At 66.7% G+C, this 14,858-nt stretch carries 14 protein-coding genes; 4 read left to right on the top strand and 10 right to left on the bottom strand.

Annotated elements, in window-relative coordinates; all coding sequences use genetic code 11:
• Window positions 1-154: 154 nt before the first annotated feature.
• From C167_RS0114765 to C167_RS0114750, 4 genes are read left to right on the top strand one after another with little or no spacing between them, the layout of a single operon-like run.
• Window positions 155-1,663 carry an efflux transporter outer membrane subunit gene (locus C167_RS0114765; protein WP_017519047.1) on the top strand — a complete coding sequence of 503 codons (1,509 nt, stop codon included), beginning with the start codon at window positions 155-157 and terminating at the stop codon, window positions 1,661-1,663.
• 1 nt (window position 1,664) lies between these two features.
• A complete protein-coding gene (locus C167_RS0114760; RefSeq protein ID WP_026079061.1) occupies window positions 1,665-3,866 on the top strand; it encodes an FUSC family protein in 2,202 nt (733 codons plus the stop codon).
• 1 nt (window position 3,867) lies between these two features.
• Window positions 3,868-4,068 (top strand): DUF1656 domain-containing protein, encoded by a 201-nt coding sequence (locus tag C167_RS0114755; RefSeq protein ID WP_026079060.1) that lies wholly within the window; start codon window positions 3,868-3,870, stop codon window positions 4,066-4,068.
• Window positions 4,069-4,081: 13 nt separating this feature from the next.
• A complete protein-coding gene (locus tag C167_RS0114750; protein ID WP_017519044.1) occupies window positions 4,082-4,987 on the top strand; it encodes an HlyD family secretion protein in 906 nt (301 codons plus the stop codon).
• 406 nt (window positions 4,988-5,393) lie between these two features.
• On the opposite strand, the gene C167_RS0114745 is transcribed toward C167_RS0114750, so the two are convergent.
• The 10 genes from C167_RS0114745 to C167_RS0114700 all read right to left on the bottom strand — a co-directional run bounded on the left by C167_RS0114745 (window position 5,394) and on the right by C167_RS0114700 (window position 14,577).
• Complete coding sequence (locus C167_RS0114745) at window positions 5,394-5,645, bottom strand: hypothetical protein (RefSeq protein WP_017519043.1); 252 nt, start codon at window positions 5,643-5,645, stop codon at window positions 5,394-5,396.
• Window positions 5,646-5,676: 31 nt separating this feature from the next.
• A complete protein-coding gene (locus C167_RS0114740) occupies window positions 5,677-6,564 on the bottom strand; it encodes a TIGR01459 family HAD-type hydrolase (RefSeq protein ID WP_017519042.1) in 888 nt (295 codons plus the stop codon).
• Between the two features lie 74 nt (window positions 6,565-6,638).
• Entirely contained in the window at window positions 6,639-7,289 is a 651-nt protein-coding gene (locus tag C167_RS32600) for a tyrosine-protein phosphatase (RefSeq protein ID WP_017519041.1), read from the bottom strand.
• 84 nt (window positions 7,290-7,373) lie between these two features.
• On the bottom strand, window positions 7,374-7,760 hold the full coding sequence (locus C167_RS32595; protein ID WP_017519040.1) for a hypothetical protein: 387 nt from the start codon (window positions 7,758-7,760) through the stop codon (window positions 7,374-7,376).
• Window positions 7,760-8,590 (bottom strand): SDR family oxidoreductase, encoded by an 831-nt coding sequence (locus C167_RS0114725; RefSeq protein ID WP_017519039.1) that lies wholly within the window; start codon window positions 8,588-8,590, stop codon window positions 7,760-7,762. Before C167_RS0114725 ends, C167_RS32595 begins: the two co-directional genes overlap by 1 nt.
• 61 nt (window positions 8,591-8,651) lie before the next feature.
• Entirely contained in the window at window positions 8,652-9,116 is a 465-nt protein-coding gene (locus tag C167_RS0114720; protein WP_017519038.1) for a hypothetical protein, read from the bottom strand.
• 170 nt (window positions 9,117-9,286) lie between these two features.
• Complete coding sequence (locus tag C167_RS0114715; protein WP_017519037.1) at window positions 9,287-10,729, bottom strand: mannose-1-phosphate guanylyltransferase/mannose-6-phosphate isomerase; 1,443 nt, start codon at window positions 10,727-10,729, stop codon at window positions 9,287-9,289.
• 342 nt (window positions 10,730-11,071) lie between these two features.
• Window positions 11,072-11,752 (bottom strand): alginate O-acetyltransferase AlgF, encoded by a 681-nt coding sequence (locus tag C167_RS0114710; RefSeq protein ID WP_416774541.1) that lies wholly within the window; start codon window positions 11,750-11,752, stop codon window positions 11,072-11,074.
• A 63-nt stretch (window positions 11,753-11,815) separates the two neighbouring features.
• On the bottom strand, window positions 11,816-13,003 hold the full coding sequence (locus tag C167_RS0114705; protein ID WP_017519035.1) for an alginate O-acetyltransferase: 1,188 nt from the start codon (window positions 13,001-13,003) through the stop codon (window positions 11,816-11,818).
• An 11-nt stretch (window positions 13,004-13,014) separates the two neighbouring features.
• Complete coding sequence (locus C167_RS0114700) at window positions 13,015-14,577, bottom strand: MBOAT family O-acyltransferase (protein WP_017519034.1); 1,563 nt, start codon at window positions 14,575-14,577, stop codon at window positions 13,015-13,017.
• Window positions 14,578-14,858: the final 281 nt, after the last annotated feature.

Here is a 14,858-nt window from a genome sequence, read left to right as displayed (position 1 = left end):
TTGTTTCATTATTGGTAATAAACAATCACAAATCAGCCGGCTTATCCGTTCCCCTCCCCATCCCTAGAATTCAATCGCCGCCAGTGGCTTTGCCGGCACCTCCACGTTTAAAAGCCCCACGCTGAAAAGCTAGCCCACTTCCAGGACCTCCACCGTGTCGCGTCACCTCGTGAAAGGACTGACGTTCGTCGGCTCCTTTGTCATTTTTTCAACAATCGCCGGATGTATCAGCACCAACGGTATCGCTCCGCAGGAACAGCGCCTGGGCGACACCGAGCTGGCCACCGACGCCGCCATCGCGCATGCCAACCAAGAAGCTGGCTGGCCGGCCGAGCAGTGGTGGCGCGCCTATGGCGATCCGCAGTTGAATGCCTGGGTGCAGACCGCGCTGGAGGGCAGCCCTACCCTGGCCCAGGCCGAGGCGCGGGTGCGCATGGCCATGGCCATGGCCGGCATCGCCGAATCCGCCGAGTCGCCGCAGATCGGCGTGGACGCCTCGCTGACCCGCCACCGCTGGCCGACCGACTACTTCTACGGCCCGGGCGACCTGGCCGACAGCACCACCTTCAACAACAACGCCGCCCTGGGCTTCAACTATTCACTGGACCTCTGGGGGCGCGAGCGCAGCAATACCGAGCGCTACGTCAACATCGCCAAGATGACCGCCGCCGAGGCGCGCATGGCCCAGCTGGAGCTGGAGGGCAACATCGTCCGCGCCTACATCCAGCTGTCGCTGCAGTACGCCAAGCTGGACATCGGCAGGGCCATGCTGGCGCAGCAGCAGGGCATCCTGGCCCTCGCCCAGCGCCGCCTCGCCGGTGGCATCGGCACGCATTTCGAAGTCAGCCAGGCGGAGGTCCCGCTGCCGGAAACCGAACGCAAGATCGAAGCGGTGGACGAGGAAATCCAGCTCACCCGCAACCAGATCGCCGCCCTCGCCGGTAAAGGTCCCGGCGCCGGCGCCTCGATCCAGCGGCCGAGCCTGAAGCTTGCCGCAGGCCCCGGCCTGCCCAGCAAGCTGCCGATGGAACTGCTCGGCCACCGCCCGGACGTGGTCGCCAGCCGCTGGAAGGTTGCCGCCCAGGCCAAGGGCGTGGACGTCGCCCGCGCCGAGTTCTACCCCAACGTCGACCTGGTCGCGAGCATCGGCTACAGCGCGGTGGGTGGCGGCGTACTGGAATTCCTCAATGCCGAGAAATTCACCTACGGTGTCGGCCCGGCCATCTCCCTGCCGATCTTCGACGGCGGTCGCCGCCGCTCGCAGCTGAGCCAGGAATCCGCCGGCTACGACGCCGCCGTAGCGCAGTACAACCAGACCCTGGTCAACGCCCTCAAGGGCATCTCTGACCAGCTGATCCGCATGCACTCCATGCAACTGCAGGAAGGCTTCGCCGCCAAGTCCGTGGCCTCGGCCCAGCGCACCTACGACATCGCCACCAAGGCCTATCGCGGCGGCCTGACCGACTACCTGAATGTGCTCAACGCGCAGACCCGTCTGTTCCAGCAGCAACTGGTTGAGCAGCAGGTTCGCGCCGCGCGCCTGGCCACCCACGCCGGCCTCGTCGTTGCCCTGGGCGGCGGTCTGATGGACAAGCAGGAAGGCCCCAAAGAAGCGAAGATGGTCCCCGAGACCGTCGATGTCCGCGCGGCCGGCGAGCGCTGAGATGGCGGGCGATTCCTTCAACGGCAGCACCGCCACCCGCCAGCTGGCGCCGCTGGACGCCCTCCGCCGCGCGCTGCTGGAGTGGGGCCGCAGTGACGGCGTCACCTGGGTGTATATCGCCAAGGTGCTGCTCGCCGCGCTGCTGACCCTGTGGCTGGCGATGCGCCTGGAGCTGCCGCAGCCGAGCACGGCGACCATCACCGTGTTCATCGTCATGCAGCCGCAGAGCGGCCAGGTGTTCGCCAAGAGCTTCTACCGGATTCTCGGCAGCCTGGTCGGCCTCTCCGTGATGGTCGCGCTGATCGCTATCTTCGCCCAGCAGCGCGAGCTGTTCCTGCTGGTTTCGGCGCTGTGGATCGGCCTGTGCACCGTCGGCGCCGCACGCTACCGTGACTTCCGCTCCTACGCCTGCGTACTGGCCGGCTACACCGCCACGCTGATCGGCCTGCCCGCCACCCTGCACCCGGAAGCCGCCTTCATGTCGGCCATCTGGCGGGTGCTGGAAATCAGCCTGGGGATTCTCTGCTCCATGCTGGTCAGCGCCACGCTGTTCCCGCAGACCTCCAGTACGGCCATGCGCAGCGCTCTGTACCAGCGCTTCGGCGCCTTTGCCGGCTTCGTCCTGGACAACCTGGGGGGCGGTGATCGCAGCAAGTTCGAAGCGTCCAACGTGGCCTTCGCCTCCCAGGCCGTGGGCCTGGAAGCGCTGCGCAGTGTCACCCGTTTCGAAGACCCGCACATGCGCCTGCGTTCGGGCCGTCTGTCGCGCCTGAACAACGAATTCATGGTCCTCACCACCCGCTACCACGCGCTGCACCAGTTGCTCTCGCGCCTGCGTGCGCAGGACGCGGGGGCCGTGCTGCGCGCCCTGCAGCCGTGCCTGGATGAACTGACCCAGGTGCTCGCTCCGTGGCGCGGCCAGTCGGTCACCGACCGCGACGCCGAGCGCCTTGCCGCGCAACTGGAAAGCCACCGCACGCGGATGATGCAACGCATCCGTTCCGGGCGCACGCAACTGCTCGCGGAGCAGGACGACCCCGCCGCACTGCTGGACTACAACACCGCCGGCGAGCTGCTCTACCGCCTGGCCGACGACCTCTACAACTACGCCCTGACCCACGCCTCGCTGGCCGCGCACAAGCACGAGCGAGAGAACTGGAAGCATGGCTTCTCGCCCAAGGCCAACCTGGTCGCCTCGCTGGTGGCTGGCGGGCGCACCGCGCTGATGGTGCTGGTGTTCGGCCTCTTCTGGATCGAAACTGCCTGGCCCAGCGGCAGCACCTTCGTGCTCAACGCCGCCGCCGTCGCCGCGCTGGTCTCGGCCGCGCCGGACCCGGCGAAGATGGCCATGCAGATGGCCGTGGGCACCTTCTTCGCGGCGATCCTCGGCTTCTCGGAAACCTTCTTCGTGTTCCCGCACCTGGACGGCTTCGCCCTGCTGGCGTTCGCCCTGGCACCGGTATTCGCGGTGGGCGCGTTCTTCTCGATCAAGCCCAAGTACGCCGGCTACGGCCTGGGCCTGCTGGTGTTCTTCAGCTTCGGCGCGATCCCGGCGAACCTCACCGTCTACGATCCGGGTCGCATGCTCAACGAATACATCGCACTGGTGTTGTCGCAGAGCCTGGCCGCGGTGGTCGCCGCGGTGATCATGCCGCCCACCAGCGCCTGGCTGTGGCGTCGCCTGGAGAAGGACCTGCGCCTGCGCGTGGTGGAAGCCATCAGCGGCAAGCTCGACGGCCTGGTCTCCTCCTTCGAGAGCGGTACCCGCGACCTGCTCAACCAGGCGTACGGCGTCGCCGCGCGCAGCCCGCAGATGCAACGTCGCTTGCTGCGCTGGACCTTCGTCGTGCTGGAGATCGGCCATTCGATCATCGAGCTGCGCGTCGAGCAGGAGAACCTGCCGGCCGAGCCCTGCTACGCCGAATCCACGCCCTGGCGGCGGTCGATCCGCGCCATGGGCCGCGCCTTGATCCGCCTGTTCGTCAAACCCGGGCAGGCCAACCGTGAGCGCGCCCTGGCCGCCGTGGAGCAGGCCATCGATTGCGTGAAGACCACCGACGAGCCGCGCGCTCCGGACTTCGAAAGCTCACCGCTGCGCCGCGTGCTCAGCTACCTGCACTTCATCCGCAGCAGCCTGCTCGACCCGCAGTCGCCGCTGCGCGATGGCAAGACCTTTTCTGGAAGAACCACCCATGTTGCCTGACCTGCCCCGCGAGATCGCGTTCCACGGGGTCTACATGCCGACCCTGACCCTGATGTTCCTCGTCGCTGCGGTGATCTGCTGGGGCATCGACCGCCTCTTCGCCTCCATCGGCCTGTACCGCTTCACCTGGCACCCGGCGCTGTTCCGCGTGTGCCTCTTCGCCTGCCTGTTTGGCGGCCTGTCCCTCACTATCTACAAGTAACGAGCGTGCACCCATGACTCTCAAATCCATCATCAGCCTGCTGGCGACCCTGATCATCCTGGCGGTCGCCGCGTTGATCGGCCGCGCCCTCTGGGTGAACTACATGGATACGCCCTGGACCCGCGACGGCCGGGTGCGCGCCGACATCATCAACGTCGCCGCCGATGTCTCCGGCGTGGTGGTCGACGTACCGGTGCGCGACAACCAGCAGGTGAAGAAAGGCGACCTGCTCATGCAGATCGACCCGGACCATTACCAGATTGCCGTGAAGCAGGCCGAAGCCCTGGTCGCCTCACGCAAGGCCACCCTGCAGATGCGCCAGCTCAACGCCAAGCGCCGCCGCGCGATGGACGAGGAAGTGGTTTCCCGCGAGAGCCTGGACGACGCCAGCAACACCGCCGCTGCCTCCGAGGCCGACTACCAGCAGGCGCTGGCCGCGCTGGACGCCGCCAAGCTGAACCTGGAACGCACCCAGGTGCGCGCCTCGGTGGACGGCTACGTGACCAATCTCAACGTGCACCGTGGTGACTACGCCCGCGTCGGCGAGGCGAAGATGGCCGTGGTAGACGAGGACTCCTACTGGATCTACGGCTACTTCGAAGAGACCAAGCTGCCGCACATCCGCGTCGGCGACCCCGCCGAGCTGCAACTGATGAGCGGCGAGCGCCTGAAGGGCCACGTCGAGAGCATCGCCCGCGCCATCTACGACCGCGACAACCCGGAAAGCCGCGAACTGGTGGCCGACGTCAACCCGACCTTCAACTGGGTGCGCCTGGCCCAGCGCGTGCCGGTGCGCATTCACATCGACGACGTGCCAGAGGGTGTCCTGCTGGCGGCGGGTATCACTGCGACCGTGATCGTCAACCCGCAGAGCCGCCACGCGGAACACTCCGACGGTGCAGCGCCCGCGGCGCGGTGATCGGATCCAGTGAATGAAAACGGGAGCTTAGGCTCCCGTTTTTCTTTTGCAGCCGGATCGCGTGCATACGGCGAAGTCTGCCGCCGGGGTTGGTCGCGGAGTGCTTTTGCTCTCGTAGGAGCGGAGCTTCTCCGCGATCACCGCGAAAGCGGTGTCTGACCTGAACCGTCGAAGTGTTCGCAGGATTCGCGGATAAGATCCGCTCCTACGAAAGGCGAGCACCCGAGTTGCGTAGCGCGCATGACGCCCCAGGCGTTATCCGCCGGCAATGGCGGATAACCCGTTCCGGGTTATGCGCCCTACGGATTCCCAGTCGCGCGGGGCTTGTGCTTTTGTAGGAGCGAGCTTGCTCGCGAACCGCATGGCACCGGCGCTGGGCTGTTCGCGAGCAAGCTCGCTCCTACTGTTATCCTTCGGCCTGCTCCTGTCGGCGGTTCTTGTAGCTGCCACGGATGTTCATCGCCGCCAGGCACAGCTGCAACAGCACCAGTGCGTAGGCCTTGGCCGGCAGGCCCCAGGCGATCCACAACGCGTTGCTGGCGATGAATACCCAGAAGCCCAGCTTGCGCCGCCTCCTGTCGCGGGAGCCCACCAGCCCGGCGGCGAGGACGGTGACCAGCATGGCCGGCCATTGCAGCAGGTCGATCAGTTCGTTCATGGGCGCTCGAGCTCAGGTGGATGTCCTGAACTCAGACCAGCCCCGGGGCGGCAAAGTGCGGACGAACTGGATAGCCGTCGAGCAGCGCGTTGGTTTTCTGCGGGTCCAGCTCGCCGTTGAAAGGCACGCCCAGCGCCTGGCGATGGATGCCGGTGGACGCCAGCCACAGGGTGTCGATGCGCGCGGCCAGGGCTCCGGGGACGTCGGTCACCAGCGAGTCTCCGACGAACAGGATGTGCTTCGCGCCGCGCGCTTCCAACTGCCGTTGGGCGATGCGGAACGCGGAAGGGTCGGGTTTGCCGTACCAGTGAACCTTGCCGCCTTCCTCGGCGAAGGCCTCGGCCAGGCGGCCGGCGCCGAATACCGTCTGGCCGCCGGAGACCACCACACGGTCCGGGTTGGCGCAGAGGAACGGCTTGTCGGTGGCGCCGCGCAGCGGAGCGAAGCGCTCTTCCAGCTCGTCCTGCGGGAAGCTGCCGACGCCCAGGATCAGCGACGCGGCGTGGATGTCGTCGCAGAAACGCTCGCGGATCTCCACCGGCCAGGTGACCAGCGCGTCGCCGACGCCGACGGTGTAGATGCCGCCGCGCTGGAATTCCCGTTCGTGGGTGAAGGCATCGATGGCCAGCTGGCCGGAGGTGGTGATGCCGGCGAACAGCTCGCGGGAGACGCCCAGGCGTACCAGGGTGTCGGCCATTTCCGGGACGCTGCGCGAGGCGTTGCTGAGAAACCACACCGGCTTGCCTTCGGCAGCGCGGCGGGCGAGCCAGTCGAGGGCGCCGGGGAATACGTCCACGCCGTCGATCAGCACGCCCCAGAGGTCGAGCAGGAAACCGTCGTAGTCGGCGCAGAAGGTGTCCAGGCCGGCGTGGTCGATGTAGCGGGTATGGGTAACGGCGCTGAAGCGGGAGTTGGTCATGGCGTGCCTGTGAAGCGGTGGGAGTGCGCCCACGTTAGCGCACTCTCGCCATGACGGTGTGACCGATACGCAGATCAGTGCGCCGCGTGCCGCGGGCGCTCCTCGCCAAAGGTGTCCGCCAGCCAGGCCTTGAGCTGGCAGCCGGCGAAGGCCGAGGTGCTGCATTCGCCGCTGGCCAGGGCCTGCTGGAGCTTGCCGATGTCGGCCTTCTGCACGTAGGCGATGGCGTCGGTCATGTCGTCCTCGGCGCCGAAGCCGCCCTGGACCATTTCCTTGAGCGCATCTTCCTTGCTCCAGCCCTGGATCACCGTGCGGTACATGGCGGCGAACAGGCCAGTGCGGTCACGCCCGTGCTTGCAGTGCATGAGTACCGGGCCTTTCTGCTCGGCGCTCCGCAGGGTGCGCAGGACCTCCAGTACATCGGCGTCATCGACGCGGTCGGCGTGGGTCGGGAAGCTCACCGCCTGCATATCGTGCTGGCCGATCCATTCGTGGTCGTCGTCCTTGATGAAGCTCACCACGGTCTTTACCTGCAGGCGCTGCAGTTCGGGCAGGTCGGCGCTGCGTGGCAGGGCGCTGCGGAAGAGGGTTGGCGACATCTGGTAGAGGTTGAACGACTTGTCCACCGGCTTGGCCCAGTCGGCTGGCGTCTCGCCAGCGGCCAGGGCGAGCGGGGCCAATATCAGCAGGGCGGTGGTCATCGCGGCATGAAGCAGACGGGACATGGGCACTCCTCGAAAGTCCGCGCATCTTGCGCAAACCCGGGTCGTGCCGGGATGAAAAGGCGGTGAAGAAAGCGTGAAAAGCGCTCAGCGAGAACCGGCCGGCAAAAAGCGTGACAGCACGCCGGGGCGGAAGAACCACCAGACGCACAGCGGATAGCACAGGTAGTTCAGTGCGTAGATCAGCAGCGCTGCCGGGCTGGGGGTGTTCTTCCACGCGGCCATGCCGACCAGGATGGCATAGAGCAGCGCCAGCCCACCGCCGTACAGCGCGGTCAGCCGCCAGCGTTCGCCGGTATCCGCCAGCCGCTGGTGCCGACGGGCGAACCACAAGGCCATGGCGGCGGCGATCACCGCGGCCACCAGCAGCGTCGCCGGCACACCGCCGACCTTTAGCAGCCCGCGCGCCACCACGTTGAGGAAGAAGGCGGCGAGGATGCCGGCGAGGGCGAGGTAGCGGACCTGGACTGTCATCAGAGCTGCCCGTCCAGGCCGAAGCGCTTCTTCAGCACCCTGTCCAGCAGGCCGGTGGGCAGCCAGCGCGACAGCAATGGCAGGGCGCGGCTGCCGTTGCCGATGCGCACCAGGCGCGGGCGCGGCGATCGTTGTGCGGCGGCCAGCAGCGTGCGGGCGAAGTCGCTGGCGGGGGTGGGCTTGTCCTGGGAGGCGGCGGCACGCGCCTGGATGAACGAGCGCAGCGGCCACCAGGGCGACTGCTCGCCGACCACCGCGGCCATCTCGCGGCTGGCGTTGGCGCCGAAGTTGGACGCGATGGCGCCGGGTTGCACTTCCATCACGTCGATGCCGAAGGGCGCCAACTCCAGGCGCAAGGCGTCGTTCAGCGCGTGCACCGCCGCTTTCGATGCGCAGTAGGCGCCGGCGAAGGGGGTGACCAGCACGCCGGACACGCTGCCGATGTTCACCACCAGCCCGCGCCGCGCCCGCAGCGCCGGGAACAGCGCACGGGTGACGCCGACCACGGCGAACACGTTGGTTTCGAACTGCCGGCGGATCGCCTGGCTGCCGCCGTCCAGCAGCGGACCCATGGCGCCGTAACCGGCATTGTTGATCAGCACATCGAGGCCGCCGGCTTCGCGCTGCAGTCGCTCGGCGAGGCGCTCCACGGCGGGCTCGTCGTTGACGTCCAGCAACATGCCACGAAACCCCGCCTGGTCGAGCGCGGCGACATCTTCATCGCGGCGGGCGGTGGCCCAGACCTGGTAGCCGGCAGCCTGGAAGGCGTCGGCGAGGGCGCGGCCGATTCCGCTGGAGCAACCGGTGATGAGGGCGACGGGGTGGGGCATGGTCGGGCAGTCCTTGGGCTGTGGGCGGGACTACCGTACCGGATTGTGCCGGGCAGGTGAATCAGTTGCCGAAGCGGCCGCTCACCCGCTCGGCGCGAAACTCCAGGGTGCTGGCGCGGTAGCCGGGGCGCAGCGGCGGCAGCGGCAGGCAGTCGCTCCAGCTGTCGCCGGCCAGCAGCGCGCCGGGGCCACGGTAGCGCGGCGCTTCGTAGAGGTTTTCGGCCAGATCGGTGGTATCGCCGGGGCGGTAGGCGGCGACTTTCCAGCGTAGTTCCAGCAGTGGGCGATTGGCGCCGTTCTTCAGGCTGACCGCCAGCGGCCGGCCGGGCTGGCACTGCTCTGGCTGGTAGGCGATGCGCAGTTCCAGGTGCTCGAGCTGGCGGGCGTCGCTGTTGTCCTGCCAGATGGCGAGGCCGATCACACAGGCCAGCCCGACCAGACCGGCGCCCGAGATCGGCAGGGCGCGGGAGGGGTAGCGGATCAGCAGGATGATCCAGGTGACGATCAGCAGGATGCCGTACAGCATGGAGCGCTCCGCGCGGGGATTTCGAGCATTACCTTAGCAGGTGGCAGAGCGAGGTTCGCATGCAGCCGTACCCGACGAAAATGGCCCGCAGCGGCAGGCATAAAAAAGCCCCCGCACCGAAAGGTGCGGGGGCATTGGCGCCGATGGGGGAAAGCGCCAGGTCCCGGGGCTCAGCGAACCACGGCCTGCACTTCCACGTTCTCCGTGGTACGGCCGTAGACGTCTTCCAGACGTTCGATGTCGTCCTCGCCCAGGTAGCTGCCCGATTGCACCTCGATGATCTCCAGCGGGATCTTGCCCGGGTTGGCCAGGCGGTGGACCGAGGCGATCGGGATGTAGGTGGACTGGTTCTCGGTGAGCAGGAAGGTCTTGTCGTCACAGGTCACCTGGGCGGTGCCGGAGACGACGATCCAGTGCTCGGCGCGGTGGTGGTGCATCTGCAGCGACAGGCGTGCGCCGGGCTTGACGGTGATGTGCTTGACCTGGAAGCGGCCGCCCATGTCCACCGAGTCGTAGGAGCCCCACGGACGGTAGACCTGGCAGTGGTTCTGGGTTTCGCTGCGGCCGGCGGCGTCGAGCTGGTTGACCACCTTCTTGACGTCCTGCACGCGGTCCTTGTGGGCGATCATCATGGCGTCCTTGGTCTCGACCACCACGATGTCTTCCAGGCCCACCACCGAGACCAGCTTGCCATTGCCATGCACCAGGCAGTTGTGGCTGTCGTGCACCACCACGTCGCCCATGGTGACGTTGCCATCGGCGTCCTTGTCATGGACTTCCCAGATCGACGACCAGCTGCCGACGTCGTTCCAGCCGGCGGCCAGCGGGACCACGCAGGCGCGGCGGGTCTTTTCCATCACGGCGTAGTCGATGGAGTTGTCCGGGCAGCACTCGAAGGTGGCGGCGTCGATGTTGATCAGCTCGCCGTCGTGCTGGCTACGCTCCAGGGCGAGCAGGCAGGTGTCGTAGATGTCGGCGTCGTGCTTCTTCAGTTCTTCCAGGAAGCGGCTGGCGCGGAACAGGAACATGCCGCTGTTCCAGAAGTAGCCGCCGTCCTCGACGAACTGTTGGGCGCGGGCTTCGTCGGGCTTTTCGATGAAGCGTTCGACGCGGATAACGCCATCGGGCAGGCCGCGCTCGTCGCCGGCCTTGATGTAGCCGTAGCCGGTTTCCGGGCGATTGGCGGGGATGCCGAAGAGCACCATTTCGCCTTTTTCCGCGGCGTTGGTGGCCAGCGCCAGGGCACGCTGGAAGGCGCGCTGGTCATCGATCACGTGGTCGGCCGGGAGCACCAGCAGCAGTTCGTCACGGCCTTCGGCGAGCAGCTTCATGGCGGCGATGGCGACTGCCGGAGCCGTGTTGCGGCCGAAGGGCTCGAGCAGGATGGACTGGGTCTTCAGGTTCAGCGCTTCGAGCTGCTCCTGGACGATGAAACGGTGTTCCTGGTTGCTCACCACCACCGGCGGCTCCATGCCTTCGAACACCAGGCGCTCCAGCGTCTGCTGGAACAGGGTGTGTTCGCCGGTCAGGGCCAGGAACTGCTTGGGATACTGTTTGCGCGAAAGAGGCCAGAGTCGCGAGCCGCTACCACCGGAAAGAATTACTGGGATCATCGGGTTTCTCCTAAAGCGTTTGCGTACTGTGGGCCGGACCGCGTCATGCGGGCCGACGTGCCGTTTGGGTGACCTCTCCTGTGCGTGCCGTGGTTGCGGCGCACGGGTGTTTCTGCCGGTGTGGGGCCGGTCTTGTTGTTCTGGCTGGGGATCAGGCGCGATGTGGAGCGCCCTCTCCCTAACCCTCTCCCTGAAGGGAGAGGGGACTGTTCGGAGCGAATCGGGACATTCCCGCTCGCCGGGCAGTACTGAAATTTCCGTGCGCACGGATGGCGCCCTCTCCCTTCAGGGAGAGTGGCGGGATTCGCCCCCAGTTCGAAGAACGCCATCCGCTGCAAGGACTCAGTCCGCCTTCACCGGGCGCTTGACCCACACCGGGTTCAGCTTGGCGCCGTCACCGGTGACGTAGAGGCAGACCACTTCGCCGCGCTCGAGGGCCACCGGCTTGAGGTCGCTGACCTTCTTCGCGCCGTCGAACAGCGCCAGGTTCACTTTCACCGGGTTGATCTCGCGGTCGCCGTGGCTCTGCGGGGCGACGTTGCTGACGACTTCGGTCTTGCCGTCGGCGGTCTTCAGGGTGAGGGCCTTGCCGCTGAGGTTCTGTACGCGGACCAGGGCCTTCTGCTTGTTCTTGAAGGGCGGCTCGGGCACCAGGCGCGGCTGGCCGCCGGGTTGGCTGACCAGGGTGTAGTAGGAATCCGGGTCGAGTTTCACCGGCAGGCTCTGGGAGCCGACCTTGGCGGTGTAGTTGCCCGGCGGGAGGAACTTGAAGTCGCTGGAGCCCAGCGGCGAGATGTCGTTCAGGGTGGCGTTGCCGACGCTGACGGACAGCTCGCCGCTGCCCGCGTTGTAGGCCCGTACGAAGGTGGAGCCCTTGGGAGCCTGCGGGCCGTAGAGTGCGCCTTCCCCACCGGCGAAGGCGCCGAAGGATGCGGCGCCCAGGGCCAGTGCCAGGGCGGACGACTTCAGGGTGCGAATGCTCAGTCGGTTAAAGGTCATGCGGTTCATGGGGTGTACCTCCATCTTCTCTCTGGTGGGCACGGGTGGTGCCCCTTTCAGCGCTCGGTGCGCCGTGGGTTCTGTGGTTCAGTGCGCTGCGCCCTGGTTGGAAGCCAGGCGTTCGTCGCGGCTGCCTGCTGCCCGCAATTGCGCCACCCAGTCCGGGTTGAACTGGCTCAGGTCGCTGTGCATCGGCAGGTAGCGTTCGGGGAATTCCCACACCAGCAGTTGCGCCGGCTTCTGCTTGAAGCCTTCGTCCTGCAGGAGTTCGAGCATCGGTTCCAGCGGACCCTTGCCCTCCTTGGCGTAGTTGATGACATCCGCCGAGAGCGCCTGCTTGAGGGCGCCGGCGAAGTTCCAGCGCGGATTGGCGCTGTAGCTGGTGCCGACCAGGGCAACCTGCGGCTGGGCGCTATCGCCGAAGAGGTCGCCGCCGCCGTTGTCGGTGGCGCCAGCGGCGTCCTCGGCCGGGTGGGTCTGGCGCTGCTGCAGCTGGTCTTCTTCAGGCAGCAGGTTGGTGAACAACGGGTCCAGGGGCAGGAACGTCAGCAGGTCGCCCTTGTGCGCGCTGCTCTTGCCGGCCTCGGTGACGAAGCTCTGGGTCGGCAGCTCGGAGCCGACGCTGGCGCGGATGCTTTCGCCCAGGCGCTGGGCCACGGCTTCGGCACCCAGCGGGGTCCAGTGGGTGTCGGTGCGCAGGAACACCTGGCCGTTGTCCTTGGCTTTTTCCATCGTTTCCAGCAGCTCGGGCGCGGCCATGCCGGCCTGGCGGGCGCGCTGCAGGAAGTCGGTGTAGAGCGAGGCGTGCAGGGCCGCCGGTTGCTCCTTGCCGACGTACTCGGGGTAGAGGCGGGTCTTGGCCGGGATGATCGCCAGCACCAGCTTCACGCCGCGGCGTTCGAGCTCCTGCTGCACGCCGCGCACCAGCGCCCAGTTGTCCTCGAGCTGCTGCTGGGTAGGGGCGGGCTTGAACTCTTCATCGGTGAACAGCCAGCCGTCCTTGCCGATCACCACGCCCGGGCGGCCTTCGTCGAAGAGGGTGTAGTCCAGCGCAGCCCAGAGGTTGGTGCCCAGGCGCTTGATGGGGAATTCGTCGTCGTAGTGGCCTTCGAAGGCGTGGGCCAGCTTGCCATTGAGCACGGTGGTGCCTTCGGCGGCGGAGAAGCTGGGGAATGCCTTCAGCGACCAGCCGGCCAGGCCCAGCAACATCCCGCCGAAGGCGGCGATGTAGGCGTACTGGAGGGGTTTGGCGATGCTCTTGGTTTCTACTGTCATGATGGCCTCGCTCAGAACTGGAAGTAGAGGAACGGCGAGTAGCTCTGCGCCGAGAGCTTGAGCACCGAGGCGGCGAACAGCAGGAGCAGGGCGACGCGGGTGGCCAGCACCGGCAGCTGGGTCATCCAGTGCGGCTGGTAGACGGCGGCGCCGCTGGGCGAATAGGCGATGGCCGCCGGGTCCTGCTGGGCCATGGCCGGGGTGCGCGGCTGGGCGCTGGCCGGGCCGTCGGCGTCAACCGCTTCGGCCTTCGCCGCGGCCTTGGGCGCCTTGCTCTGCATCGGCTGGTTGTAGAACTGGCGCAGGCCGAAGAAGGCGAGCACAAGGTAGGCGATGACCAGGGTGCCGACCTGCAGACCGGTGAGGCTGGCGCGGTTGAGCTCGGAGAGTTTCCAGTCGCCGAAGCTGAACATGGCTTCGTACATGCGCCAGGCCACGTGCAGGTTCTCGGCGCGGAAGATCACCCAGCCGACGATCACCAGCAGGAAGGTGAAGGCCCATTTCAGCGGGTTGAGCACGCGCGGCGCGGCGTTCACGCCCAGGGCGCGCTCGATGGCCAGCCACACGCCGTGCCAGGCGCCCCAGATGATGTAGGTGACGTTGGCGCCGTGCCACAAACCGCCCAGCAACATGGTGAGGAACAGGTTGCGGTAGGTCTGGAAAGTGGTGCCGCGGTTGCCGCCCAGGCTGATGTAGAGGTAGTCGCGCAGCCAGGTGGACAGGCTGATGTGCCAGCGCCGCCAGAACTCGGTGATGGACTGGCTGATATAGGGCTGGTTGAAGTTCTCCATGAAGCGGAAGCCCATCATCAGCCCCAGGCCGATGGCCATGTCGCTGTAGCCGGAGAAGTCGAAGTACAGCTGCGCGGTGTAGGCCAGCGCGCCGAGCCAGGCGTCGCCCGTGGTCGGGTCCTGCAGGGCGAAGCAGTGGTCGGCCACCGCCGCCAGGGTGTCGGCGATGAACACCTTCTTGACGAAGCCCTGCATGAAGCGGGTGCAGCCTTCGGCGAACTTGTCGACGGTGTGGGTGCGGTGGTTGAACTGGTCGACCAGGTCCTTGAAGCGCAGCACCGGGCCGGCGATCAGGTGTGGGAAGATCGCCACGAACGCCGCGAAGTCGATCAGGTTGTGCGTGGCCGGCGTATCGCCGCGGTACACGTCGATGATGTAGCTGATCGATTCGAAGGTGTAGAAGCTGATGCCGATGGGCAGCAGGATGTGGGTCAGCACGAAGGGCTGCATGCCGAACGAGGTGATGATCTCGTTGAGGCTGTCGACGCCGAAGTTGGCGTACTTGAAGTAGCCCAGCACGCAGAGGTCGACCACCACGCCGAGGACCAGCCAGCGCTGTGCGGCCTTGGTGCGTACGCCGGCCGCGCCGATGCGCAGGCCGATCCAGTAGTTGAACACGGTGACGCCGGCGAACAGCAGGAGGAAGTCCACCCGCCACCAGGCGTAGAAGATGTAGCTGGCGACCAGCAACAGGAGGTTCCGGTAGCGGTTCCCGCTCAGGTAGTACAGGCCGAGGAAGACCGGCAGGAACAGGAACAGGAACACGTTGGAAGAAAAGACCATTCCGCGTCTCTCTCTGGAGCTTCAAACCTTGAGTGGCTCCGGACCTTCCGGCGTCTTCTCGACGCCTTGAGGAAAGGCCGGGGCAACCCGCCAATTCCTCCCCTGGTGGTGCTTAATCTGTTGCGCCCGCCCGCGTCTTTGTTGCGCGGGTCGGGGGTGTTGCTTGCCGGTATTTCGGCGTTGGGGGTTCCCTCTCCCCAGCCCTCTCCCTGAAGGGAGAGGGGGTATCCGTGCCGGCGGTTGTTTTCGTGCCGGCCGGCTGACTCAGTGCTTCCCGAACA

Origin of the sequence: Pseudomonas nitroreducens TX1 (genome assembly GCF_000313755.1) — a bacterium.
Taxonomy (GTDB): domain Bacteria; phylum Pseudomonadota; class Gammaproteobacteria; order Pseudomonadales; family Pseudomonadaceae; genus Pseudomonas; species Pseudomonas nitroreducens_A.
Note: the sequence above shows the minus strand (reverse complement) of the source record. Positions and strands in the feature narration are given on the sequence as shown.